The 24222-nt window shown below is 69.4% G+C and carries 20 protein-coding genes; 9 read left to right on the top strand and 11 right to left on the bottom strand.

What is annotated here, in order from left to right; genetic code table 11:
* The first annotated feature begins 108 nt into the window (after nt 1-108).
* Entirely contained in the window at nt 109-702 is a 594-nt protein-coding gene (locus tag SLW55_RS09570; protein ID WP_017915812.1) for a TIGR00730 family Rossman fold protein, read from the top strand.
* Between the two features lie 715 nt (nt 703-1417).
* Here SLW55_RS09570 and SLW55_RS09565 read toward each other — a convergent pair.
* The gene (locus SLW55_RS09565) at nt 1418-4303 is read right to left on the bottom strand and encodes an EAL domain-containing protein (protein ID WP_043092183.1); all 2886 of its coding nucleotides are present in this window, start codon (nt 4301-4303) and stop codon (nt 1418-1420) included.
* Nucleotides 4304-4522: 219 nt separating this feature from the next.
* Here SLW55_RS09565 and SLW55_RS09560 point away from each other — a divergent pair, with 219 nt between their 5' ends.
* From SLW55_RS09560 to SLW55_RS09540, 5 genes are all read left to right on the top strand, one after another.
* Complete coding sequence (locus tag SLW55_RS09560) at nt 4523-5077, top strand: RNA polymerase sigma factor (RefSeq protein ID WP_017915811.1); 555 nt, start codon at nt 4523-4525, stop codon at nt 5075-5077.
* Nucleotides 5074-6228 (top strand): hypothetical protein, encoded by a 1155-nt coding sequence (locus SLW55_RS09555; protein ID WP_320745004.1) that lies wholly within the window; start codon nt 5074-5076, stop codon nt 6226-6228. The genes SLW55_RS09560 and SLW55_RS09555 overlap by 4 nt, the downstream gene beginning before the upstream one ends.
* A 61-nt stretch (nt 6229-6289) precedes the next feature.
* Nucleotides 6290-6883, top strand: coding sequence for a YigZ family protein (locus SLW55_RS09550; protein ID WP_017908536.1), 594 nt, complete (start codon nt 6290-6292; stop codon nt 6881-6883).
* Complete coding sequence (locus SLW55_RS09545; protein ID WP_320745003.1) at nt 6880-8646, top strand: ABC transporter transmembrane domain-containing protein; 1767 nt, start codon at nt 6880-6882, stop codon at nt 8644-8646. Before SLW55_RS09550 ends, SLW55_RS09545 begins: the two co-directional genes overlap by 4 nt.
* Nucleotides 8647-8764: 118 nt before the next feature.
* On the top strand, nt 8765-8977 hold the full coding sequence (locus SLW55_RS09540; protein WP_010344257.1) for a hypothetical protein: 213 nt from the start codon (nt 8765-8767) through the stop codon (nt 8975-8977).
* A gap of 350 nt (nt 8978-9327) precedes the next feature.
* Here the strand turns inward: SLW55_RS09540 and SLW55_RS09535 are convergent, their stop codons facing one another.
* From SLW55_RS09535 to hrcA, 6 genes are all read right to left on the bottom strand, one after another.
* Complete coding sequence (locus tag SLW55_RS09535) at nt 9328-10440, bottom strand: prephenate dehydrogenase (protein WP_017908538.1); 1113 nt, start codon at nt 10438-10440, stop codon at nt 9328-9330.
* Complete coding sequence (gene pdxY / locus SLW55_RS09530; protein ID WP_320745002.1) at nt 10437-11357, bottom strand: pyridoxal kinase; 921 nt, start codon at nt 11355-11357, stop codon at nt 10437-10439. The genes SLW55_RS09535 and pdxY overlap by 4 nt, the downstream gene beginning before the upstream one ends.
* Nucleotides 11358-11773: 416 nt before the next feature.
* Nucleotides 11774-12904: a molecular chaperone DnaJ gene (dnaJ, locus tag SLW55_RS09525; RefSeq protein WP_017908540.1), complete on the bottom strand. Its 1131-nt coding sequence runs from the start codon at nt 12902-12904 to the stop codon at nt 11774-11776.
* Nucleotides 12905-13055: 151 nt separating this feature from the next.
* Entirely contained in the window at nt 13056-14984 is a 1929-nt protein-coding gene (dnaK, locus tag SLW55_RS09520; protein WP_267122411.1) for a molecular chaperone DnaK, read from the bottom strand.
* Nucleotides 14985-15129: 145 nt separating this feature from the next.
* Nucleotides 15130-15651: a nucleotide exchange factor GrpE gene (gene grpE / locus SLW55_RS09515; RefSeq protein WP_010344263.1), complete on the bottom strand. Its 522-nt coding sequence runs from the start codon at nt 15649-15651 to the stop codon at nt 15130-15132.
* A gap of 192 nt (nt 15652-15843) precedes the next feature.
* Nucleotides 15844-16902: a heat-inducible transcriptional repressor HrcA gene (gene hrcA / locus SLW55_RS09510; protein WP_017908542.1), complete on the bottom strand. Its 1059-nt coding sequence runs from the start codon at nt 16900-16902 to the stop codon at nt 15844-15846.
* Between the two features lie 111 nt (nt 16903-17013).
* Here hrcA and recN point away from each other — a divergent pair, with 111 nt between their 5' ends.
* Nucleotides 17014-18675, top strand: coding sequence for a DNA repair protein RecN (recN, locus tag SLW55_RS09505; protein ID WP_320745001.1), 1662 nt, complete (start codon nt 17014-17016; stop codon nt 18673-18675).
* Nucleotides 18676-19138: 463 nt separating this feature from the next.
* On the opposite strand, the gene fur is transcribed toward recN, so the two are convergent.
* Nucleotides 19139-19561, bottom strand: coding sequence for a ferric iron uptake transcriptional regulator (gene fur, locus SLW55_RS09500; RefSeq protein ID WP_026143876.1), 423 nt, complete (start codon nt 19559-19561; stop codon nt 19139-19141).
* 103 nt (nt 19562-19664) lie between these two features.
* On the opposite strand from fur, the gene bamE reads away from it, so the two are divergent.
* Nucleotides 19665-20063: an outer membrane protein assembly factor BamE gene (gene bamE, locus SLW55_RS09495; protein ID WP_017908545.1), complete on the top strand. Its 399-nt coding sequence runs from the start codon at nt 19665-19667 to the stop codon at nt 20061-20063.
* 27 nt (nt 20064-20090) lie between these two features.
* On the opposite strand, the gene SLW55_RS09490 is transcribed toward bamE, so the two are convergent.
* Nucleotides 20091-20345 (bottom strand): RnfH family protein, encoded by a 255-nt coding sequence (locus SLW55_RS09490; protein ID WP_152235801.1) that lies wholly within the window; start codon nt 20343-20345, stop codon nt 20091-20093.
* 5 nt (nt 20346-20350) lie between these two features.
* Entirely contained in the window at nt 20351-20782 is a 432-nt protein-coding gene (locus SLW55_RS09485) for a ubiquinone-binding protein (RefSeq protein WP_026144297.1), read from the bottom strand.
* Nucleotides 20783-20840: 58 nt separating this feature from the next.
* Between SLW55_RS09485 and smpB the strand changes: the two genes are divergently transcribed.
* Nucleotides 20841-21344 carry an SsrA-binding protein SmpB gene (gene smpB / locus SLW55_RS09480; RefSeq protein ID WP_010344270.1) on the top strand — a complete coding sequence of 168 codons (504 nt, stop codon included), beginning with the start codon at nt 20841-20843 and terminating at the stop codon, nt 21342-21344.
* Between the two features lie 584 nt (nt 21345-21928).
* Here smpB and SLW55_RS09475 read toward each other — a convergent pair.
* Nucleotides 21929-24178, bottom strand: coding sequence for a S8 family serine peptidase (locus SLW55_RS09475; protein WP_320740524.1), 2250 nt, complete (start codon nt 24176-24178; stop codon nt 21929-21931).
* Nucleotides 24179-24222: the final 44 nt, after the last annotated feature.

Genomic DNA, 24222 nt, shown 5'->3' with positions numbered 1-24222 from the left:
CGCATTCCCGGCACTGCATTCCCACTGCATAACGCCGGGCCCGAGTCCGGCGTTATGCGTTTCGGCTTTTGATTTTCCCTATTCCCCATTCCCGACTCCCCATTCCCGATGAAAAGCATCTGCGTCTACTGCGGCTCCAACGCCGGCAACAAGCCCGCCTATGTCGAACGTGCCACCGCGCTGGGCACGCGCATCGCCGAACAGGGACTGCGCCTGGTCTATGGCGGCGGCAATGTCGGCCTGATGGGCACCGTGGCCAATGCGGTGCTCGCCGCCGGCGGCGAGGTCACCGGCGTGATTCCCAAGCAACTGGCGGACTGGGAAGTGGCGCACCGCGGCCTCACCGAGCTGGAAATCGTCGGCTCGATGCACGAGCGCAAGTCGCGCATGTTCGACCTGTCCGATGCCTTCGTCGCCCTGCCCGGCGGCTTCGGCACCATGGAAGAAATCTTCGAGATGCTGACCTGGCGCCAGCTCGGCATCGGCAACAAGCCCTGCGCCTTCCTCGACGTGGAAGGGTTCTACGCGCCGCTGATCGGCATGATCGATCGCATGGTCGAGGAGCGCTTCCTGCACCCGGACCAGCGCGCCGACCTGTGGTACGGCAGCGACATCGACACGATGCTGGGCTGGATGCGGGGGTACACGCCGGCGCAGGCGTCGAAGTGGATTGACGAGAAGCGCCGTAACGCGCTGCGCTGAGAGCATCTCTGATCGGCGGTAAGCATCTGGCGCGTGGCGACGCGTTACAGATTGCGGCGCCTCACTGCTTCCATGGCGCGGATTGATGAAAAGCGACGCAACGCGCTGCGCTAGGAGCGTCTGAGGGGCGGCGGGATCAATGCGCGTGGCGACGCGCTACCGACTCCGGCGCCTCACCGCCACTGCGGCGCGGATCGACGAGAAGCGTCGAAACGCACTGCGTTGAGAGCATCCGATCGGCGGTTAGCGCCTCGCGCGTGGCGACGCGTTACAAATTCCGGCGCATCACTGCTTGCATGGCGCGGATTGATGAAAAGCGCCGCAACGCGTTGCGCTGAGACGCCGAAAGCGGCAACGTCATGACGCGTGGCGACGCGCCATGAATCTCGGCGCCCGATTGTTCCTGCAGCGTGGATCGACAAAAGCGACGCAACGCGTTGCGCCAAGCGCATCCGATCCACGGCAAGCGCTTGGCGCGTGGCGAAATGTTTAGGCCACCGCCCATACCGACACGGCGTGTCCTGCAGGAGCGGCTTCAGCCGCGACGGGCGTGCTCGATAAAACCCATTGCGGCTGAAGCCGCTCCTACGCGGCAACCTGCCATGGCGGCATCTTCAGTCGCTCCAGCATCGGAGGCGCGAATCGAACAAACGCGCCGCAACGCGCCGCGCTGCGAGCAACGGGCGCATGGCGCCGCGCTCCGCACTCGATCGCCTCAAAGCAGCTGCGGCGCGGCGGCCGGGCGCCCGAGCAGATAGCCCTGCCCGTAGTCGCAACCCAGTTCGCGCAGGGTCGCCAGTTGCTGTTCGGTCTCGATGCCTTCGCCCACCGTTTCGATGCCCAGGGTGCTGGCCAGGGCGAGAATGCCGCGCACCAGCGCGTGGCTGCCGGTGCTGCCCTCGTCCTGCAGGCCGGCGACGAAGCTCTGGTCGATCTTCAGCACCGAGATCGGGAAGCGGTGCAGATAGGAAAGCGCCGAGAAGCCGGTACCGAAGTCGTCCAGTTGCGCCAGCACGCCGCGCTCGCGCAGCGCCTGCAGGATGGTCAGGGTGCGCGGTGCGTCGTCGAGCAGCGCCACCTCGGTGATCTCCACGCGCAGGCGACGCGGATCGGCGCCGGCGGTGTCGATCAGCCCGAACAGCCGCTCGGTGAAATCCGGCGAGCGGAAATGCCGCGGCGAGACGTTGACCGAAACGTAGCCGCCCTCGCTCTGCGCCAGGCGCCGGATCACCTGCGCGTACAGCAGCCAGTCCACCTGCTCGATCAGGCCGCTCTCCTCGCCCAGGTCGATGAACTGGCTCGGCACCAGCAGCCCGCGGCTTTCGTGGCGCCAGCGCAGCAGCGCTTCGTGGCCGATCACCTCGCCGTCGCGCAGGCGCACGATCGGCTGGTAGAACGGCTCGAAGTCGCGGTTGTTGATCGCCCGGCGCAGGTCCGCCTCCAGATCGAGGCTGCGCAGCGCCGCCTCGCGCATGGCCTCGTCGAACACCACGCAGCGGTCCTGCGTCTGCGCCTTGGCCCGGTACATGGCCGCGTCGGCGTCGCGCAGCATCTCCTCGCCGTTGTGGTAGCGCGGATGCCAGGCGGCGATGCCCAGGCTGCCGGACGGGAACAATTCGCGGCCGGCCACCCACATCGGCTGGCCAAGCACGTGCAGCAGGCGCCGCGCCAGCTCGCGCGCGCCGTCCAGGCCGTGCTCGCACGGCGTCAGCACCGCGAATTCGTCGCCGCCCAGGCGCGCCACCACGTCCTGGCCGCGGATCGTGGAGACGATGCGCTTGGCCACCTGCACCAGCATCTCGTCGCCGGCAGCGTGGCCGATGCTGTCGTTGACCAGCTTGAACCGGTCCAGATCCAGGAACAGCACGGCGAAGGTCCTGCCGCCGCCGCGGGCACGGGAGATCGCCTCGCTGAGCCGGTCCAGCAGATGCGATCGGTTCGGCAATCCGGTCAGCGCATCGTGCAGCGCCTGGTGGGTCAGGCGCTGCTCGGCACGCCAGCGTTCGGCGATCTGCGCCAGCAATTGCTCGTTGACCTCGGCCAGTTCGCGGGTGCGCTCGTCCACGCGCTGCTCCAGCTCCGCGTGCGCCAGCCGCAGCCGTTCCTGCGCGCGTTGCCGCGCCAGGCCGCTGCCGACGTTGTGCGCGACGAAGGTCAGCAGGCGCTGGTCGTGCTCGGTGAACCGCACCTTGGCGATGTAGCTCTGCACCACGATCGCGCCGATCACCTCGCCTTCGTCGAACAGCGGCACGCCCAGCCAGCTGTAGGGGCGCTGGCCGTACTCCTGTACCTCGCCCTGCGCCAGCAAGGCGTCGATGTCGGGAAGTTCGAGCAGTTGCGGACGCCGCACCCGCATCACGTACTCGGTCAGTCCGCGGCCGCGGCGCCGTTGCGGCCGGTAGGGGGTGAACTCGTCCACCGAGTAGACGAACTCCAGCATCGTGTCGTCGTCGGACAGCAGCGCGATGTACAGGTTGCGCGCGTCGATCAGCCCGCCGACGATGGCGTGCACCTCGGTGTAGAACTGCTGCAGGCTCTCCGAACGGATCGCCAGCTCGGCGATGCGGAACAGCGCCAGTTGCAGCGTCTCGGCGCGCTTGCGCTCCTGGATCTCGTCCTGCAGATCGCGGTTGGCGCGCTGCAGTTCCTGGGTCCGCAGGTGCACCCGCCGCTCCAGTTGCACCTGCGCATGGCGCCGGTCCATCGCGGTCTGCACGTGCTGCGCCACGTAGGCCAGCAGCGCGCGGTCGGCGTCGGTGTAGCGCAGCGCGTAGTCGTAGTTCTGCACCACGATCGCGCCGCACACCCGGCCCTCGCGCAGCATCGGCACGCCCAGCCAGTCGCGGCTCTCCGGGCCGTGTTCGGCGTTGTAGCCCACCTGCAGGCGTTCGCGCACCTGCTCCGAGGGCCCGCGCACCGCGCGGCCGTGGCGCAGCAGTCCCACAGTGAGGCTGTGCGGCATGTCGCGCAGGAAGTAGGTCTGCTCCGGATCGGCGACGAAGTCGTCGTGGCGGTCGGAGAAGTACAGAAAGCGCATGCTCTGCTGATCTTCGTCGTATTCGACGATGTAGCAGTTCTCCGCGTACATCAGCGATTCCAGGACCGCATGCACGCGCTGCAGCATCTGGCTCATTTCCAGATCGGCGCCGGCCAGATCGGCGATCTCGTACAGCGCCTGCTGCAGCTGCTTGGATTTCTCCAGGCCCTCGATGCGCGCGCGCATGCGCTCGGTGTCGAGCAGGTTGAGGCCGAAGGCGACCGCGGCCTCGCACCAGGCGGCGCGGTACGCTTCGTCCAGCGGCTGTCTCACCTGCGCACCGATGACCACGCAGGCCCCCTCGGCGGTGCGATGCACGTGCAGCACCGTCGGTGTCGTCGACGGTGGCAACTCGGTGGCGGCCAGTGTCTGCGCGACCAGCGCCTGCAGCCACTCCGGCGCCTCCGCGCTGGCGCCGTGGAGGCGCCCGACCACGCCGTCGCCGCAGCCGACCACCACGGCGCTGCCGGGCGGCAGCAGCCCGCACAAGGCCTGCGCCGTGCGGGCGGGCGCATGGCCGCCGGAAGCGTCTTCGCGGGCGGTGGCGGACGAATTGAACAGCATCGACAACGATTCTCCTGCAGGGCCCCCGGAACTGCTCCACGCTCGCCCTTTCACCCCCAGCATACCCGTTGCATGCACCGATCGACGCCCGATCGACCCCGAAGTGCCGCGATACGCGTTTGTCTACCCATGTTGTCCGAATGTCCGCCACCGACGCCCTCTCCCGGGCCCCCGCCTCCCGACTATGCGGCGGACCGGCGAACGCTTAGGCTTGCCGCCGTGGACGCCCCGGTCGACGCGAGCGACGAAGCCCTGATGCTGGCCTATGCCGCCGGCGACGCACGCGCGTTCGAGACTCTGTACCTGCGCCATCGCGGCCGCCTGTACCAATACCTGCTGCGGCAGCTGCGCGACCGGGCGCTGGCCGAAGAACTGTTCCAGGACGTGTGGCAGCGGGTGATCGCCGCACGCCTGGACTGGCAGCCGCAGGCCGCGTTCACCACCTGGCTGCTGCGCATCGCCCACAATCGGCTTGGCGACCATTGGCGCGCGGCCAAGCACCGCCCGCCGGCGCCGGCCGACGCCGACCTGCGCACCGCGCGCGTGCAGGACCCCGACACCCCGGAGCGGCAGTTGTCCGCCTTCGAACAACGGCGCCAGTTGCAACTGGCGCTGGATGCGCTTCCCGAGGAGCAACGCGACGTGCTGCTGCTGCGCCTGGAGCAGGAATTGAGCCTGGACGAGATCGGGCAGATCACCGGCGTCGGCCGCGAGACGGTCAAGTCGCGGCTGCGCTATGCGATGGACAAACTGCGTGCGAGGTTGGGCGGATGAGCGCCGACGAACCGCTGACCCCGGAAGAGCGCGCGCTCGCCGAACGCCTGCGCCTGGGCCGGCAGGCATTGCCGCCGCCGGCGCTGGATGCGGCGATCCTGGCTGCCGCGCGCGCGGCGGTCGCACCGGGAGCCGCCGAGGTCCCGGAGTATCCCAGCAGCGCCGCGGAGCGCGCGCGGGCGCAAGCCACCGCGGCGATGCCAGCGTCCGCACCCGCCTCCATCGCGACCGCCGACCCGGCCGGGCCAGGCCCGGCGCCCGCATCGCGTGCCGCCCCGCCGGCGTCGCGGCCACGCTGGCCGACCTGGCTGGGCCTGGCGGCCTCGCTGGTGCTGGTGGCCGGCATCGCCTGGCGCGCACGCCCGCCGGTGCCCTCGGCGCCGATGCCGTCGGCAGCGCCTGCTCCGGCAGCGACGCCCGCCACCGACGCCGCTTCTGCGCCAGCCGCATCGCCGGCACCGCCCTCCGCGGAACCGGCGCCGGATGCCACCGCGCCGGCGGCCCCCAAGGCCACAGCGCCCGCCCCTGTGGCCTCGGCGCGCAGGGAAGCGGAAGCACCTGCCGCGCCACTGCCGGAGGCGCAGGCGCGCAAGCCGGTGCCCGCGAAGAGCCTGGCCCCTCCCGCGTCACCGGCGATGGTGGCGCCAGTTGCACCGCCGGCCCCGGCACCACCGCCACCGGCGATCGCAGCGGATAACAGCGAGCCGGCTGCCGCACCGGCCGCCGAACAGCAAGCCGCCCCCGCCGCCATGGCCTTGCGCGCACCGGCGCGCGCGGCAACGACGCAGGACACCTGGGCACGCAGCGCGCCCACCGACGACGCCCGCCAGGCCAAGCTGGCGGCCGCCGCGCGCGCGCAGGCGGCAGCGACCGGGTCCTCGGAGGCGCTGTCGCTGCAACCTTCGACGTCGTCTGCCGCGCCCACTGCCGCATCGGCGCAGCCACGGTCCTCCGCTGGCGTCTTGGCGGCCGAAGTGGAAGTGGCCGTGGAGGCCGACGCACAATTGCCCCCGCGGCGCTGGCTGCAACGGATCCGCGAGCGCCGCGACGGCGGCGAACTGGACGTCGCCCGCGCCAGCCTGCTGCGCTTCCAGCGCACCCACCCGCACCGCACGGTGCCTGCAGACCTGCGCCCGCTGCTGCAGGACTGAGCCGCGCGCTGCCGGCGCCTGCGCCGCAGGCCGGCAGCGCACCTCGTCTACAATGCCGCCGATGCCCGATACGCTCCCGCACCCCGTCAGCCACAGCGTGGAGATCAAGCACAGCCGCTTCATTGCCCACGCCGCGCCGATCGCCGACGCCGGCGCAGCGCTGGCGTTCGTGCAGCAGGTGATGGTGGCCGACGCCACCCACAATTGCTGGGCCTACCGCCATGGCGACGAGTACCGCTCCAGCGACGACGGCGAGCCCGCCGGCACCGCCGGCCGGCCGATCCTGGCGGCGATCGACGGCCAGGGCTTCGACCGCGTGGTGGTGGTGGTCACGCGCTGGTACGGCGGCATCAAGCTCGGCGCCGGTGGCCTGGTCCGCGCCTATGGCGGCAGCGCGGCCGAATGCCTGCGCCTGGCGCCGCGGCAACCGTTGCTGGCCTTGAGCCTGCTCACCCTGCACTGCGGCTTCGACGACCTGGGCGCGGTGCATGCCGCGCTGAGCGCCTGCGCCGCGGAAAAACTCGATGAACGCTTCGACGCCGGCGGCGCCGAACTGCGCCTGCGCCTGCCCCGCGATCGCGTCGACGCCTTGAAAACCCGCCTGCGCGACGCCACTCGCAATCGGGTCCGCTGTTCGGAACCCGCCCCCGCATGAACACCCCGTCGGCCGACCAGGCCAAGTCGCTGCGCAGACTCGGCAGCCTGCGCACCCTGTGGCCGTTCGTGCGTCGCCGGCGCGGCCTGCTGATCGCCTGGCTGGTGGCGCTGGCGATCTCGTCCAGCGCCACGCTGAGCCTTCCGGTCGCGGTCCGGCAGATGATCGATCATGGCTTCGAGGACGTCGGCCTCATCAACCAGTCGTTCGCCCTGTTGTTCGCGGTCTCGGTGGTGCTGGCGGTGGCCACCGCCACGCGCTTCTACTTCGTGTCGCTGCTCGGCGAAAAGGTGGTCGCCGACCTGCGCGAACGCCTGTACACGCACCTGATCGGCCTGCATGCCGGGTTCCACGACCGCAACCGCAGCGGCGAACTGGTCTCGCGCCTGTCGGCCGACAGCGAACTGCTGCGCGGGGTCATCGGCAGCACCATGTCGGTGGCGCTGCGCAGCACGGTCACCGCGGTCGGCAGCGTGGTGATGCTGTGCGTGACCAGCCCGCACCTGGCCGCCTACACCCTGCTCGGCATCCCGCTGGCGGTGCTGCCGATCGTGCTCGGCGCGCGGCGCCTGCAGAAGATCTCGCGCGCCAGCCAGGATCGCGTCGCCGACGCCAACACCCTCGCTGCCGAGACCCTGGGCGCGGTGCGCACGGTGCAGGCCTACGCGCGCGAAGGCTACGAACGCGGCCGCTTCGGCGAAGCGCTGGCGCAGACCGTGGCGGTGGCGCGGCGCCGGGTCCGCGCGCAGGCGCTGATCACCGCCGCGGCCATCGTGTTGATCTTCGGCGCCATCGTGCTGGTGCTGTGGTTGGGCGCGCACGAGGTCGCCGCCCACGAACTCAGTGCGGGCGCGCTCGGCCAGTTTTTGCTGTATGCGATGTTCGGCGGCGGTTCGGTGGCCTCGCTGGCCGAAGTCTGGAACGACCTGCAGCGCGCGGCCGGCGGCATGGGCCGCATCGCCGAATTGTTCCAGGAACGTCCCGAGATCGTCGCCCCGACCCAACCACGTGCGCTGCCGCAGCCGCTGCGCGGCGAGGTGCGCTTCGACAACGTCAGCTTCCGCTACCCGCAGCGCCCCGATCACCCGGCGCTGGACGGCTTCGATCTGCACGTGCGGCCCGGCGAGAGCGTGGCCCTGGTCGGCCCCTCCGGCGCCGGCAAGAGCACGGTGCTGGCGCTGCTGATGCGCTTCCACGATCCGCAATCGGGCAGCGTGCAGGTGGACGGCCTGGATCTGCGCACGCTGGACCCGTCGCAACTGCGCGCGGCGATCGGACTGGTGCCGCAGCACCCGACCCTGTTCGCCGCCAGCGCCGCCGACAACATCCGCTACGGCCGGCTCGAGGCCAGCGAGGCGGAGGTCGAGGCCGCCGCGCGCGCGGCCGAAGCCGACGCGTTCCTGCGGCAACTGCCGGAGGGCTATGCCAGCGAACTGGGCGAACGTGGCGCGCGCCTGTCCGGCGGCCAGCAGCAGCGCATCGCCATCGCCCGCGCCCTGCTCAAGGACGCGCCGATCCTGTTGCTGGACGAGGCCACCAGCGCCCTGGACGCGCAGAGCGAACACGCCGTGCAGCAAGCGCTGGAGCGGCTGATGGCCGGACGCACCACCCTGGTGATCGCGCACCGCCTGGCCACCGTGCTGAAGGCCGACCGCATCGTGGTGATGGACCATGGCCGCATCGTCGCCCAGGGCACCCATGCCGAGCTGCTGGCGCAGGACGGGCTGTACGCCGAACTCGCTCGCCTGCAGTTCATCGACTGAGCACGCCGCGCTAACGACGGCGGGACTACGGTCGGACCGCGTCTGCACTGCGGCCGCGCGCCCGCGGCCGCCGCTCCGGCGTCCCGCATTCGATGCAGCGTTCGACAGGAGGCTTCCGATGTCCTTTCGCCAATTGCCCGCCCTCGGTCCCGACGGCGAGGCCTATCTGATCACCGAGTTCCAGGACGATGCGCCGCGCCAGCAGCAGGCGCAGCACGACCCGCACGCCGACAGCGGACTGCGCTACGAACTGGCCGACGGCCGTAAGCTGATCCGCCGCGGCCAGCAGTTCGTCACCACCGGCGGCGAGTTGACCCTGACCGCGGTCTAGCGTCGTCACCACGCTGTGCCGCCATGCCCCGTCGTCGCCACTGGCGTTCGGGGTGCTGGCGGCAAGCTGGTGAATTTTTCGCCACACGGCTTGACAGGCTTGCCCCGCAAGGCGCGCCGCGGGTTATCCACATGTTTGCGCAGTGGCCATCCACATGCGCTGTGGATGAATCTGGAGGTGGGCGTCGTGCGTCCATGTGTTCTGGAGCGCAGCTGAAGCCGCGAGGAGCGAAGCGGTGCGCGTTCCGATGGCGCACCGCTTCGGGACTGAAGTCCCTCCCACAATGCCCCAGCCCACTCGCCGCAAGTTCCTGCAGGAGCGGCTTCAGCCGCGACGGCGTTCGATGCAATTCACCCCGCCAGCACCCGCCCGATCCCACTGGCATCGATCTCCGCCGCCGCGCCACGCACCGCCCCCGCATCGCTGGCCGGATCGAAGCCGAGCCGGAAATGCAATTCGCCCGCCTGCGTGCGCGAGGAATGGATCGAAGCGAGATTCACCCCATGGCGCTCGAACACGTGCAACAGCGCGCGCAGCGAGCCGGCGCGGTCTTCTGGCAAGTACACGCTGAGCGTGGCCTGCTCGGTCAGATCGGCGAGCAAGTACCCCACCCGTTCGTAGCTGTAGTTGCCCTGCGCGATCGCCGCCTCGCCCAGCGCCTGCCGGTTGGCGTCGAGAAACTCGGCACGAAACTGCGCGCGCGCCGCATCATCGCCGCGGCCGACCTGGTCGCGCAGCCGCGACAGCTGCGCGATCAGCCCGTCCAGCACATCGCCGACATGCGGATTGCCGAACTGGATGTCTTCGTAGATGGCCGGATTCAGGGCCAGGATGCGCGCGATGATCGCGGTATCCAGTTCGAACGAGGCCGAGCGGTACGGCAGCAGCGCCTGCAACGGCCCCAGCGCCGGCGCATGCTCGCGCAGCACGCCGGCCTGGGCCAGATGCGTGGCGTGGACCATCGCCTGCACCAGCGCCATCACCCGGTCGTGGTGTTCGGGCGTGGTGCGCACGCACTCGCCTTCCAGCGCCGCGTACAGCTGCTGCAGCCAGGCCTGCCACTGCGCCACCCGCGCCTCGCAGACCACCAGCACGCGGCCCTTGAGCGTGGGCGACTTCGGCGGCGCGGTCATCGGATGCAGGCCGGCCACTTCCGCCTGCGAGGCCAGCATCGCCGCCACCGGCGCGGCCTTGACCGAGGTGACGTCCAGCCAGAGCTGGTCGCGCTCGCGGCCGCCGGCGCGCTGCACGTACTCGCCGATCAACGCCGGCGTGTGCCGGATCGGCGCGGAGAAGATCAGCACCTGCGCCTGTTGCAGCAGCGCCTCCGGCGCCAGCGACTGCGGGTCGGCCGGATCGTGGCCGATCACCTGCAACTGCATGCGCTCGCGGAAGAAGCGGCTCAGCCAGCGGCCATAGGCGCCGGCACTGCCGACGATGCCGACGACCGGGTGCAGGCTCACGCCAGGCGCTCGGCGACGAAGCGCAGCGGCGTGGCCAGCGCAGCCGGCGCCGCCGCCAGCACGTCCAGCTCTTCCACGTCCGCGGCCAGGGTCGCCTCCAGCGCCGCATGCACGCCGGCAATGGCGCGGCCGATCGCCGCCTCGAAGCTGTCGCCGCGCAACAGGAAGGCCACCAGCAGCGCCATCAACACATCGCCGGTGCCGGCGACATCCACCGGCAGCAATGGCGAGCACCAGCGGTAGACCGCCTCGCGGCTCACCGCCAGCGTCACCAATTGCCCGGCATCGCCGCCGACGCTGTGTGCGAGCACCCACTGCGGACCGCGCGCCAGCAACACACGCGCCGCGGCGATCGCCTCGTCCTGCGCCAGTGCCGGCATGCCGGTCAGCCGGCAGAGCTCGAACGCATTCGGCGTCACCAGCCACGCGTGCGGCAGCAGGCGTTCGGCGAAGATCGCTTCCAGGCCCGGTTCCACGTAGGGGCCGGTATGCGTATCGCCGATCACCGGGTCCAGGCAGTAGCGCAGCGTCGGGCACTGCGGCAGGGTGGCGTCGAGCCAGTCGGCGAAGGCGGCGCCATTGCCGACGCTGCCGAAGTAGCCGGACACCAGCATGCGCGCGCGTTGCGGCAGGCCGCGTTCGCTGGCGCCGAGCAACAGGTCGGCGAACCAGTCCGACGGCAGCACCTTGCCGCGCAAGGTCGCGTAGAACGGCGCATTGCTCAGCAGCGTGGTCGGGATCTCGGCCACACGCAGACCCAGCGCACGCAACGGCGGCACCGCCGCGCTATTGCCGGCGTGGCCGTAGACCAGTTGCGACTGCACGGAAATGACGTCGACCGGCACCGGCCCGTCGGGGCGCTGGCGGCGGCCATGGATGAGATGACTTGCAGCGGAGCTGTCGGCGGAAGCGTTCATCGCCGTAGTGTAGCGCCGGCGCCAGTGCGCTCGGGATTCGCGCGCACAGGCGTGTTACATGGTTTTAAGCAACAACGGCCTCAGCTGCTACGCTCCGACGAGAAAGCGTCGCGGCTGAAGCCGCTCCTGCAACGGGGGCATGGTGCGGGGAGACGCCCACGCACAGCCAGCATCGAAACTCCCAGTTCTCCGCTGCGCTCAGCGCGCGAAACATTCCAATGTGGGAGGGGCTTCAGCCCCGACGCGTTGGCGGTAAAGCGTCGGGGCTAAAGCCCCTCCCACAAACAGCATTGCGGTAGCCAGACACGCTCGGGAAATCCCGAATCCCAAATCCCGGCTTTTCAACAGCCGCAGGCTGTCATCCCGAATCCCGACTCCCCGGCTTTTCAGCAGCCGAATGGCTGATCATCCCGGCCTCACGACGTCATCCGGTCCCAGAACCCCTTCACCCCGTCGATGAAGGTCGCCGACTTCGGCGAATGCTTGCGCGCATCCTCGCCGGTGAAGGTGGATTCGAACTGTTCCAGCAGCTTGCGCTGATCGGCAGTGAGATTGATCGGCGTCTCCACCACCACGCGGCAGTACAGGTCGCCTTCGCTGCGGCTGCGCACCGAGCGCACGCCCTTGCCGCGCAGGCGGAACAGCTTGCCGGTCTGGGTCTCGGCCGGAATGCGGATCTCCGCCTCGCCGCCCAGGGTCGCCACGCGCACGGTGTCGCCCAGCGCCGCCTGCGAGATGCGGATCGGCACCTCGCAGTGCAGGTCGTCGCCGTCGCGCTGGAAGATCGGGTGCTCGCGCACGCGCACTTCCACGTACAGATCGCCCGGCGGAGTGCCGGCCGGACCGGCCTCGCCCTCGCCCGACAGGCGGATGCGGTCGCCGTTGTCGACGCCGGCGGGAATCTTCACCGACAGCACCTTGGTCTCTTCCACGCGCCCGGCGCCATGGCACACGCCGCACGGGTTCTGCACGATCTGGCCGCGGCCGGCGCACTGCGGGCAGGTCTGCTGCATGGCGAAGATGCCACGCTGGATGCGCACCTGACCGCGCCCGTGGCAGGTGCCACAGGTCTCGACCTTGCCGTCCTCCGAGCCGCTGCCGTGGCAGTGCTCGCATTCGCTCAGGGTCGGAATCTCGATGCGGCGCTCGATGCCGGCCACCGCTTCTTCCAGGTCCAGCTCCAGCACGTAACCGATGTCGGCGCCGCGCCGCGGCGCACGCCCGCCACCGCCGGCGCCACCGAAGATGTTGCCGAAGATGTCGCCGAAGATATCGCCCATGTCCGGGCCGCCCGGACCGCCACCCATCCCGCCCATGCCGTGCTCGAACGCGGCGTGGCCGTGCGCGTCGTACATGCGCCGGCGGTTGCCGTCGGACAGCACCTCATAGGCTTCCTTGCATTCCTTGAACGCGGCCTCGGCGGCTTGGTCGCCGGGATTGCGGTCCGGGTGGTACTTCATCGCGCAACGGCGATAGGCCTTCTTCAGCTCGTCGTCGCTGGCGGTGCGGGCCACACCCAGCACTTCGTAATAGTCGCGTTTGCTCATGGCTGGGAATCGGCGATGGGGAATGGAGAATGGTTCAAAACGGGCATCCTGTAGCGATCGGTCATAGCGGCGATGAAACCGGGAACCTTAAAACGGCGAAGGAGCGGAGCCTGAGCACCGCTCCTTCGAAAACCGATTCCTTAAGGCTGGATCACGCCTTCTTGTCGTCCTTGACCTCGGTGAACTCGGCGTCGACCACGTCGTCGGCGTGGGCCGAGGACGCATGCGCGCCGCCGGCGTTGGCGCCAGGCTGCTGCTCGCCCGCCGCCGCGGCCGCGTACAGCGACTGACCGGCCTCTTCCAGCGCCTTGGTCTTGGCCTCGATCTGACCCTTGTCGTCGCCCTTCATCGCGGTTTCCAGGTCCGCCAGCGCCGACTCGACCTTGCCGATCACGTCGCCGCCGACCTTGCTGCCGTGCTCGGTGATCGCGCTGCGGGTGGCGTGGATCAGGCCGTCGGCCTGGTTGCGCGCCTGCACCAGCTCGTGGAACTTCTTGTCTTCCTCGCGGTTGGCTTCCGCGTCGGCGACCATCCGCTGGATCTCGTCGTCCGACAGACCGGAGCCGGCCTTGATCTCGACCTTCTGTTCCTTGTTGGTCTTCTTGTCCTTGGCCGACACGTGCAGGATGCCGTTGGCGTCGATGTCGAAGGACACCTCCACCTGCGGCAGGCCGCGCGGCGCCGGCTCGATGCCGGACAGGTCGAACTTGGCCAGCGACTTGTTGTAGCGGGCCTGCTCGCGCTCGCCCTGCAGCACGTGCACGGTCACCGCCGACTGGTTGTCCTCGGCGGTGGAGAACACCTGCGAGGCCTTGGTCGGGATGGTGGTGTTCTTCTCGATGATCTTGGTGAACACGCCGCCCAGGGTCTCGATGCCCAGGCTCAGCGGGGTCACGTCGAGCAGCAGCACGTCCTTCACGTCGCCGGCCAGCACGCCGCCCTGGATCGCGGCGCCCAGCGCCACGGCCTCGTCGGGGTTGACGTCCTTGCGCGGCTCCTTGCCGAAGAACTCGGCCACCGCCTGCTGCACCTTCGGCATGCGGGTCTGGCCACCGACCAGGATCACCTCGGTGATGTCGCTGGCGCGCAGGCCGGCGTCGTTCAGCGCGGTGCGGCACGGATCGATGGTGCGCTTGACCAGGTCCTCCACCAGCGCCTCGAGCTTGGCCCGGGTCAGCTTGATGTTGAGGTGCTTCGGGCCCGACGCGTCGGCGGTGACGTACGGCAGGTTGACTTCGGTCTGCTGCGAGGACGACAACTCGATCTTGGCGCGCTCGGCGGCGTCCTTCAGGCGCTGCAGCGCCAGCGGATCCTTGCGCAGGTCGATGCCCTGGTCCTTGTTGAACTCTTCGACGAGGTAGTCGATGACGCGCTTGTCGAAGTCTTCGCCGCCCAGGAAGGTGTCGCCGTTGGTGGCCAGCACTTCGAACTGCTTCTCGCCGTCGACGTTGGCGATCTCGATGATCGATACGTCGAAGGTGCCGCCGCCCAGGTCGTACACGGCGATCTTGCGGTCGCCGCCCTGGCCCTTGTCCAGGCCGTAGGCCAGCGCCGCAGCGGTGGGCTCGTTGATGATGCGCTTGACGTCCAGGCCGGCGATGCGGCCGGCGTCCTTGGTCGCCTGGCGCTGGCTGTCGTTGAAGTACGCCGGCACGGTGATGACCGCCTCGGTGACGGTCTCGCCCAGGAACGCCTCGGCGGTCTTCTTCATCTTCTCCAGCACCTGCGCGGAGATTTCCTGCGAGGCCAGCTTGCGCCCGTCGGCGGTGGCCACCCAGGCGTCGCCGTTGTCGTGCTGGACGATGCTGTACGGCACCAGGCCGATGTCCTTCTGCACTTCGGCGTCGGTGAACTTGCGGCCGATCAGGCGCTTGACCGCGTAGAAGGTGTTCTTGGGGTTGGTGACGGCCTGGCGCTTGGCCGAGGCGCCCACCAGCACTTCGCCGTCCTTGGTGTAGGCGACGATCGAAGGCGTGGTGCGGTCACCCTCGGAATTCTCGATGACGCGGGCCTTGCCGCCGTCCATGATCGCCACGCACGAATTGGTCGTGCCCAGGTCGATGCCGATGATCTTGCCCATTGCAATGACTCCTGAAAGGTCGTGTAGCCGGCCAGTGCCGGGATCTGGTTCGGATATAGGGATGGCTGCAGGTCATTCAAGCCATCGCCGCAAATTAGCGTTCCACCGCCGCCGCGCCGGGTTCAGGCGCGGGCGGCCGGCGCGCTCAGTCGTGCTTGGCCACCACCACCAGAGCGGGCCGCAGCAGCCGGTCGTTGAGCAGGTAGCCCTTCTGGAACACCTGGATCACATGCCCCGGGGCCACGCCCTCGGCCTCGGCCTGGCTGATCGCCTGGTGATGCTCGGGGTTGAACGGCTCGCCGGTCGGGTCGAGCAGGGTCAGGCCGTTGTCGGCGGCGACCTTGAGCAACTGCTTGTAGGTCAGCTCCAGGCCGTCGCGCAGCGGGCTGGGCTCGCTGCCGGCAGCGCTCAGCCCCGCGTCCAGACTGTCGAACACCGGCAGCAGGTCGCCGAGCAGGCGCTCGTTGGCGAACTTGCGCGCCTGCTCCACGTCGCGGGCGATGCGCTTGCGCTGGTTCTCCAGGTCGGCGCGCTCGCGCAGGGCGTCGGCCTTGACCAGGGCCAGTTCGCTGCGCAGCGTCTCGATCTCCGCCTGCAGCGGATCGGTCGAGGGCTGCTGCGCCTCGGTCAGGTGTTCGGAATCGAATTCGGGGTGCTCTTGCGTCATGTCCGGGTCCCTGGCGGGGTACGTCCCGCCTTACCGGACCACCTATGTGGGCGGTGCGGGCGGATTCAAGTGAATCCGGGATGATCAGCCATTCGGCTGCTGAAAAGCCGGGGAGTCGGGATTGGGGATTCGCGTGGCGCGGCGGGACCGCCGGCTGGCGGAGGGCGCTGCGGGCGCCCCCCTGCGCGTGGCTCAGCGGTCGCCGGGCGGGGATGGGTCCAGGCGGGCGCCGAGGACGTCGGCGGCGGTCTGGACCAGGGGGATGACCCGGTCGTAGTCCATGCGCTTGGGGCCGATCACGCCCAGCACGCCCAGCACTTGGCCGCCGGCCATGTACGGGGCGGTCACCAGCGACACGCTCTCCAGCGGCACCATGCCGGTTTCCTCGCCAATGAAGATGCGCACGCCCGGCGCGCGGATGGTGCGTTCGAGCAGTTGCAGGAGTTCGCGCTTGCTGGCGAAGACCTCGAACAACTCGCGCAGCCGCTCCAGGTCCGACAGGTCCTGCACGCCCATCAACTTGGTCTGCCCGGCCAGCACCATGTCGTCGCCGGCCGGGGCCAGCGCCTGCTCGGCCAGTTCGACGCTGTGCGCCAGCAACTGCTCCATCTCGTCGCGCGCGTGGCGCAGGTCGCGCAGCAGGCTGGCACGGATGTCGGCCAGGGCGCGCCCGGCGAAATGCCGGTTCAGATAGTTGGCCACCCGCTCCAGTTCGGCCGGCTCGTAGGCCTTGCGCGGCTCGATGACGCGGTTCTGCACCTCGTTGTCGGCGAACACCAGGATCGCCAGCACCCGCCGCGCGTCCAGCGGCACGAAGTCGATGTGCCGGAACGCGAACTGCTCGCGCTTGGGCGCGCTGACCACGCCGACGAAGTGGGTCATCGCCGACAGCAGTTCCGAGGCGCTGCCCAGCAATGCCTGGGTGCCGGCGGCATTGGCCATCTCCGCGCGCAGCCGTGCCACCTCGCCTTCGGCCGGCGGGCGCATCTGCACCAGGCTGTCGACGAACACCCGGTAGCCGGTGGCGGTGGGCACGCGTCCGGCCGAGGTATGCGGCGAGCTGAGCAGCCCGGCATCCTCCAGGTCGGCCAGGATGTTGCGGATCGTCGCCGGGCTCACGTCCAGCCCGGCATGCCGGGCCAGGGTCTGCGAGCCGACCGGCTCGCCGTCGCGGATATAGCGCGAGATCAGCGTGCGCAGCAGCTGCCGGGCACGCGGATCGAGGCTGGAATGGACCGGGGAAGCGCGCATGGAATCAACCCGTGAGACTGGTCCTTAGATAATGTCTGCACGCCGGCTTGGCAAGTCATTGGCCCACCTACCCGCGCATGCTAGCGTTGCGCGGCTCCGGATGCAGACCCCATGCTCAGACATCTCTCGATCAAGGATTTCGCCGTCGTACGCGGCACCGAACTGGAATTCGGCCCCGGCATGACCGTGGTGTCCGGCGAAACCGGCGCCGGCAAGTCGCTGATGGTGGACGCGCTCGGCTTCCTGTCCGGGCTGCGCGCCGACAGCGGCGTGGTCCGCCACGGCGCCGACCGCGCCGAACTGTCGGCCGAGTTCGTGCCCCCCGCCCAGGCGCGCGCCTGGCTGCGCGAGAACGAACTCGACGACGAAGACCACTGCCAGCTGCGGCGCGTGATCCGCGCCGACGGCGGCTCCCGCGCCTGGATCAACGGCCGCCCGGTGACCCTGTCGCAACTGGCCGAGCTGGCCGGCCACCTGGTCGAGATCCATGGCCAGCACGAACACCAGGCGCTGCTCTCGCGCGGCAGCCAGCTCGGCCTGCTCGACGCCTACGCCCGCAACGACGCCGAACGCGCCGCGGTGCGCGCCGCCGCTGCCCGCTGGCAGGGCCTGCTCAGCGAGCGCGAGACCCTGCTGGCGCAGGGCGACGTCAGCGACCGCATCGGCTTCCTGCAGCACCAGCTGGCCGAGCTGCAGCGCGAGGACCTGGACCCGGCGGCGATCGCCGCCCTGGACGCCAACCACCGTCGCCAGGCCCATGCCGCCGCGCTGATCGGCGCCTGCGAGGGCGCGGCGCAGCGGCTCAACGGCGACGAGGCGCCGGCGGTGTTGGACCTGCTGCAGCAGACCCGCCACGAACTCGGCAAGGTCGGCGAGTACGACCCGCGCCTGGCCGAAGTGCAGGCACTGATCGACAGCGCCGGCATCCAGCTGGAAGAAGCGCTGGCGCTGATCGACCGGGTCCGCGACGACCTGGATGCCGACCCGGCGCAGTTCGACGAGATGGAACGCAAGCTCGGCCGCCTGCACGACCTGGCGCGCAAGCACCGGATCGGCGTGGACGCGTTGGCCGATCACCGCGACGCCCTGCTGGCCGAAGTGGAGAGCCTGCGCGGCGCCGGCGAGCGGCTGGACGTGCTCGACGCCGAGATCGCCCAGGCCACCCAAGCCTGGCGCGACGCCGCGGCCGCCCTGACCGCCACCCGCGACCGCGGCGCGCAGGCGCTCTCGCACGACACCACCACCCTGATCGGCGAACTGGGCATGGGCGGCGGGCGCTTCCTGATCCAGTTGGAACCGCACGAGACGGAGCGGCCGGACCCGGCCGGCGCCGAGCGGGTCGAGTTCCTGGTCGCCGCCAACGCAGGGCAGCCGCCGCGTGCCCTGCGCAAGGTCGCCTCCGGCGGCGAACTGTCGCGCATCTCGCTGGCGATCGAGGTCGCCGCGCTGGGCCTGGACGCGGTGCCGACCATGGTCTTCGACGAAGTGGACTCGGGCATCGGCGGCGCCGTCGCCGACATCGTCGGCAAGAAGCTGCGCGCGCTCGGCGAGCAGCGCCAGGTGCTGTGCGTGACCCACCTGCCGCAGGTCGCCGCCCAGGGCCACGCCCACTACCGGGTCAGCAAGGCGCCGGTCGAAGGCATGACCCAGAGCTCGGTGGAACTGCTGGCCCCGCGCCAGCGCGAGGAAGAACTGGCACGGATGCTGGGCGGGGTCGAGGTCAGCAAGGAAGCCCGCGCCGCGGCCAAGCGGCTGCTGCTCAGCGCGGGCTGAGTGGCTGGCGATCGGGCAGCGCCTGGCAGTGCAGCCCTGCCCAGGCGCCACAGGTCACAGAAAGCATCAAAAGCCCCTCTCCCACCGGGAGAGGGGTTGGGGTGAGGGTTCGGCGCAGAGCGACCAGCTGACGTGATCCACGCGGCAACACCCGGCCCCTCATCCGCGCCCCTGCGGGGCATCTCCTCCAGGCAGGAGAAGGGAGACGCCTTAGCCCCTCTCCCACCGGGAGAGGGGTTAGGGTGAGGGGCCGGCGCGGAGCGACCCGCTGACATGATCCGCGCGGTGACACCCGCACCCTCATCCGCCCCTGCGGGGCACCTTCTCCCGAGGGGAGAAGGGAGAGGCCGCAGCCCCTCTCCCACCGGGAGAGGGGTTGGGGTGAGGGTACGTGGCGAAGCCCCAGCGCATCTGGCGCACAGGAAGGGGCGACACGCTAACCGGGTTCGCCCGGCCGCAGAACTCAACCCTTCTTGCCGCTCGGCCGCTTGCTGCGCACGTACAGCACCAGCGAGTGCTCTTCAAGTTCGTAGCCGTGATCGGCGGCGATCTTGCGCTGCAATTCCTCGATCTCCGCGCTTTCGAACTCGATGATCTTGCCGGTATCCACGTCCACCATGTGGTCGTGGTGGCCGCCGCGGTCCAGCTCATACACCGCCTGGCCGCCCTCGAAGTTGTGCTTGAGCACCAGCCCGGCCGCCTCGAACTGCGTCAGCACCCGGTACACGGTGGCCAGACCGATCTCGTCGCCGTGGTCCAGCAACTGCCGGTAGATCTCCTCGGCGGTCATGTGGTGCCGCGCCGACTTCTGCTCCAGCAGCTCGAGGATGCGCATCCGGGGGTGCGTGACCTTCAGGCCGACTTTGCGCAGATCGTGGGATTCCATGGCGTCTCCGTTCATAGCTGGTTTATCGCCAGCTGCCTGGGAATGGGTCGCGGCGGTCGCCGGGAGTGTATCATCGACGTGATTTCATTCAGCCCTGTCCCCGATGCGCAATCTCCTGCTGGTCGCCGCTGTTGCCCTGTCCACCGCTGGCTGCGGCATCATTTACAAGCAGCCCATCTACCAGGGCAATCTGATCAAGCCGTCGGCCGTCGAACAGCTGAAGGTCGGACAGAGCAAGCAGCAGGTCAGCGCGCTGCTGGGCAGCCCCTCGATCCCGGATCCGTTCCATGCGCAGCGCTGGGACTACACCTCCACCGAGCGTGTCGATCGCGTGGGCCGTACCGAGATCAAGAACTTCGTCGTGTTCTTCGACAACGACATGGTCACCCGCTGGGAAGGCGACTACTTCCCGGACCAGGACGAAGAGCTGGCCAAGAACAGCGTGCGCCAGTTCGGCCGCAACCTGGCCAAGGACAAGAAGAAGCAGCGCCGCGGCGAATGAGCCGGCGGCCGCGTCGCGCCCCGCCGCTCAGCGCGGCTTGGCGCGGCGTCGCCTGGCGTCCTTCGGGTCGATCAGCAACGGCCTGAGCAGTTCCACCCGGTCGCCGTCCTGCAACAGCCGCGTCGGCGCGGCGACTTCGCCGTAGACCGCGCATGGCATGCCGGGCGTCGCTTCGGGCAACGCGGCGGCGGCCAGCGCATCGGCGACGGTCGCGCCTTCCGGCAGATCCAGCCGCTGCGACACGAAGCGCTCCGGCCAAGCCAGCACCACCTCGATCTGCATGGCGGCTAGGCCTGTTCCCGGTCGGCCACGCGCACGAAGTCGTTGACCATGCGGTCGGCCAGGCTCTGGAAGCCCAGCGCCAGCGCCGGCCCCAGCAGGCGCGAGGCGGGTTCGAAGTCGAGCATCAGGCTGACCTTGCTGGCGTGCTCGTTGAAGCCCTGGAAGGTCCACTGCCCCTGCAGGCGCTTGAACGGACCGTCGCGCAGCTGCATATCGATGCGATCCGGGCGCTGCAGGCTGTTCTCGGTGGTGAACCAGGTGCGGAACGAACCCAGACCCAGGTCCAGCCGCGCGACCAGGACGCGGTCGTTCTGCTCGAGGATATGCGCCGCATCGCACCAGGCGAACCGGCGCGGATAGGCGGCGACGTCGTTGACCAGATCGAACATGCGCGTTGCGGCGTGTTCGACCAGAGCGCTGCGGCGGATGATAGGCATTCGGGACGGAAGTGGGACCAAGACGTTCGGGAGGCCCCGAATCGGAGACAATAGCAAGATGAGCAAGAAACCCGCCAAGGATAAAGCAAACGGCGCGACGGCCAACAAGACCATCGCCCTGAACAAGCGCGCGCGCCACGAATACCACCTGGAGGACCGCTACGAGGCCGGCCTGGCCCTGCAGGGCTGGGAGGTGAAGTCGATCCGCGCCGGCCGCGCCAACATCGGCGAGAGCTATGCGTTCGTGCGCCAGGGCGAGCTGTTCCTGTTCGGCGCGCAGATCACCCCGTTGATCCAGGCCTCCACCCACGTGGTGGCCGACGACCGCCGCACGCGCAAACTGCTGCTGCACCGGAACGAGATCGACAAGCTGATCGGCCGCGTCGAACGCGACGGCTACACCCTCGTACCCACCGCGATGTACTGGAGCAAGAACAAGATCAAGCTCGAGATCGCGCTGGCCAAGGGCAAGCAGGACCACGACAAGCGCAACGCGGCCAAGGACCGCGACTGGGCCCGCGACAAGCAGCGCATCATGCGCCGGCACAACAAGAATGCCTGAGGAGCTGGGATTTGGGATTCGGGATTGGGGATTCGCAACAGCAAATCGCCTTCCCGCCCCAGCTGTCTTGCCCGCCTCGCCTTTCCCGTAGGAGCAGCTTCAGCCGCGAAGCGGTGAAGTCGGGATTGGGGATTGGGGATTGGGGAGTCGCAACCGCAGCTCCCATTCCCACAAGCTCAGCCGCAAGTGCGACGCCACAACGCCTTGGCACGACAGCCGCAAGAGCGCACCGCGGTACATGGATGCCCTTGTGGGAGCGGCTTCAGCCGCGACGCGATGAAGTCGGAACGCGACGTGATTCGGTCGCACCGGCCGCAGAAGACGCGCAGCCCGTTTCATGCCCTCATCCGGAAACATCGGCAGTCACCCGTTGCGGCGAAAGCAGATTCCGACATGAAAGGCGATGCGGCCTCCGAGCCTGTTTCGCCCCTCGATCCCCGCCCCCAAATCCCGGCCTCACCGCGTCGCGGCTGAAGCCGCTCCCACACGGGAGACCGCGCTGCCCAGGGAACCGCCGTTTGCGAATCCCGAATCCCGAATCCCCGACTTTTCAGCAGCCGAATGGCTGATCATCCCCGCCCCACTCACGTCCCGCCAAGCATTCGCATCAAGCTCGGCAGCCCACTGCCCTGCATGTAGCGATCGCGCTGCAGGTCCAGGCACTGCGCCAGCAGCAGTTGCTTGACCCGATCCGGGGCACCGATGAACTCGCGGCGCACCGACAGAAAGGCGGCGATCAACCCCGACACATGCGCCGCGGCCATGCTGGTGCCGCTCATCTCCACCATCCAGGTGCCGGGATCCTCGAGCGCATAGCCGTGGTGCGCCGACAGGATCTTTTCGCCCGGCGCGACCAGATCCGGCTTGTAGCGGCCATCGGCGGTCGGGCCACGCGAAGAGAAGTACGAAATGCCGTAGCTGTGCGGGCTGCTCTTGTGCACCGAACCCACCGCCAGCGATTCCTCCAGGTTGGCCGGGTCGCCGATGCTCAGGTCCAGGTTCAGCGGGTAAGCCTCGCCATCGCCCTGCATCAGCCAGGCCAGGCCGTCGTTGCCGGCCGCGATCACCACCACCACGCCCTGTCGCCACAGCCGGCGCAACTCGTTGCATAGCGGGGTGAAGCCGCAGCCATAGCTCTCGGCGTCGAAGTAGCCACCCAGGCTCAGGTTGACACCGTGCACCACCAGCTCGCCGGCGCACTCATTGAGCTCGGCGACCTGCTGCACGCCCTTGATGATCCACGAGTCGCGACCGTTGCCGTCGTCGTCCAGCACCTTCAGCCCGTACAGCCGCGCCAGCGGCGCCATGCCAGCGAACTGCAGTGGCGCAGTGGTCGGCAAACCGGGCAGCGGCGCCTCGCATTGCCCGGCGATGATGCCGGCCACGTGGGTGCCGTGGCCATTGCCGTCGAGCGTGTCGAAGCCGGCCTCGCCCGGGCGCAACGCGCGCGGGCGTCCGCGCTGGGTGCAGTCCCATTGGGCAAGCACGGTCGCCGGTTGCCCGGTGGTATGGAAGTGCGGATGCGCCGCGGCGATGCCGCTGTCCAGCACCGCCCAGCCGATGCCGCTGCCGAGCGCGCGATAGGCCACCTGTGCCGCGTCCACCTGGATCGTGCTGCGCGACTGGTAGATCAGCGCGCGCTTGCCCGCATCGCGCCACAAACGCTTGAGATTGAGGTCGCGATAGCGATCGCGCAGGCTTTCGATCTCGAACCGGGTCAACCGCGCCGACACGTAGCGCTGCAGCGTGTCCTCCAGTTCGATCTGCGCATCCAGCGCCTCGCCATGCAGGCCGGTGGAGGCCTCGGTGAGCGTGCGCAACGCAGCGATCAGCTCATGCTTGCGCTGCGCCGGATCGCCGGCCTCGGACAACCGCTCCAGTTCGATCAGCACCTCATGCCGGTAATCCGGCGCGCGCGCCTCCAACTGGTCGGACAGGTCCTTGATCAGCACCGGATGCGCGATCGGCTGGTCGAAGCCCACCCCCACCGCGCGCCGCACCTCGGCGCGCACGTCGGGGATGGACAGGTAGCCGGCAGCCGAATGCGGGTTGTGCTGCCAATCCGGATTGATCTTCGACCCGGCGATGTTGTGGAAGCGCCCGCCGGCATCGGCGATGTCGTCGCTGAGATCGTCGTCCAGGGCCACCGGGTCGCGCCGCTCGGCGACGTTGACCCAGCGCGCCACGCAGGGTGGGAACGGCAGCTTCGGCGTGCCGGTCCACTCCTTGAACATGCTGCGCACCACCGGCAGCCCCAGCGGCGAGCCGAGCGTGAGCAGCAGCGACACCTCGCAGTCCTGCTGCTGCAGTTCGCGCAGCACGTCGTAGGCGATCAGCGAACCCTGGCTGTGCGCGATGATCACGAACGGGCCGCCACCGGCGCGGATGCGCTGCAGCAGGCTCTCGCGCATCTGCGTGCGCCGCGCCGGCACGAAGAAGAAGTCGTGCACGTCCTGCAGCAGCGCTGCGGAGATCAGCTTCAGCAGTGCGCGGTTGAGCACGTCGATCACGCCCTGCGCGTGCACGTCGGCGGCTGCAGCCGCCGGTGCCGGCGCCGCCGCCTCCACCTCGTCCAGCACTTGGTGCAGCCGTGCGCGCTCGGCCTCGCTGGCGGCCAGCGTGTCGGCGAGCTGGCGCAGATCGGCCAATTGCGGGGCCACGCCGAGTGCGCTGAGCACGCGCTGCTCGGCCTGGTTCAACACCGGGCCGCGGTCCTGGTCCTGGCAATCGCCCGGTTCCGGCGACGGATAGCGTTCGCGGTTGACCCAGTAGGCCATGCGCGTGCGCTCGCCCATCGCGCGACCGAACAGCGCGCGATCCCATTGGCAGCGCAACACCTCGGCCGGCGGTTTGTTGCCGATGCCATGGATGTAGACGA

The organism is Xanthomonas sp. LF06-19 (assembly GCF_034105425.1).
In the GTDB taxonomy this organism is placed as follows: domain Bacteria; phylum Pseudomonadota; class Gammaproteobacteria; order Xanthomonadales; family Xanthomonadaceae; genus Xanthomonas_A; species Xanthomonas_A sontii.
This window is presented reverse-complemented; position numbering and strand designations above follow the sequence as displayed.

Coding starts and splice junctions, on each gene's coding strand:
- SLW55_RS09490 (WP_152235801.1), bottom strand. CDS start 20,345: ATGCAGATCGAGGTGGTGCTGGCTTGGCCGGAGCGCTTCGTGTCGCAG.
- smpB (WP_010344270.1), top strand. CDS start 20,841: ATGAGCAAGAAACCCGCCAAGGATAAAGCAAACGGCGCGACGGCCAAC.
- bamE (WP_017908545.1), top strand. CDS start 19,665: ATGCGCAATCTCCTGCTGGTCGCCGCTGTTGCCCTGTCCACCGCTGGC.
- dnaK (WP_267122411.1), bottom strand. CDS start 14,984: ATGGGCAAGATCATCGGCATCGACCTGGGCACGACCAATTCGTGCGTG.
- hrcA (WP_017908542.1), bottom strand. CDS start 16,902: ATGCGCGCTTCCCCGGTCCATTCCAGCCTCGATCCGCGTGCCCGGCAG.
- SLW55_RS09485 (WP_026144297.1), bottom strand. CDS start 20,782: ATGCCTATCATCCGCCGCAGCGCTCTGGTCGAACACGCCGCAACGCGC.
- fur (WP_026143876.1), bottom strand. CDS start 19,561: ATGGAATCCCACGATCTGCGCAAAGTCGGCCTGAAGGTCACGCACCCC.
- SLW55_RS09550 (WP_017908536.1), top strand. CDS start 6,290: ATGCCCGATACGCTCCCGCACCCCGTCAGCCACAGCGTGGAGATCAAG.
- SLW55_RS09570 (WP_017915812.1), top strand. CDS start 109: ATGAAAAGCATCTGCGTCTACTGCGGCTCCAACGCCGGCAACAAGCCC.
- grpE (WP_010344263.1), bottom strand. CDS start 15,651: ATGACGCAAGAGCACCCCGAATTCGATTCCGAACACCTGACCGAGGCG.
- pdxY (WP_320745002.1), bottom strand. CDS start 11,357: ATGAACGCTTCCGCCGACAGCTCCGCTGCAAGTCATCTCATCCATGGC.
- dnaJ (WP_017908540.1), bottom strand. CDS start 12,904: ATGAGCAAACGCGACTATTACGAAGTGCTGGGTGTGGCCCGCACCGCC.
- SLW55_RS09545 (WP_320745003.1), top strand. CDS start 6,880: ATGAACACCCCGTCGGCCGACCAGGCCAAGTCGCTGCGCAGACTCGGC.
- recN (WP_320745001.1), top strand. CDS start 17,014: ATGCTCAGACATCTCTCGATCAAGGATTTCGCCGTCGTACGCGGCACC.
- SLW55_RS09565 (WP_043092183.1), bottom strand. CDS start 4,303: ATGCTGTTCAATTCGTCCGCCACCGCCCGCGAAGACGCTTCCGGCGGC.
- SLW55_RS09540 (WP_010344257.1), top strand. CDS start 8,765: ATGTCCTTTCGCCAATTGCCCGCCCTCGGTCCCGACGGCGAGGCCTAT.
- SLW55_RS09555 (WP_320745004.1), top strand. CDS start 5,074: ATGAGCGCCGACGAACCGCTGACCCCGGAAGAGCGCGCGCTCGCCGAA.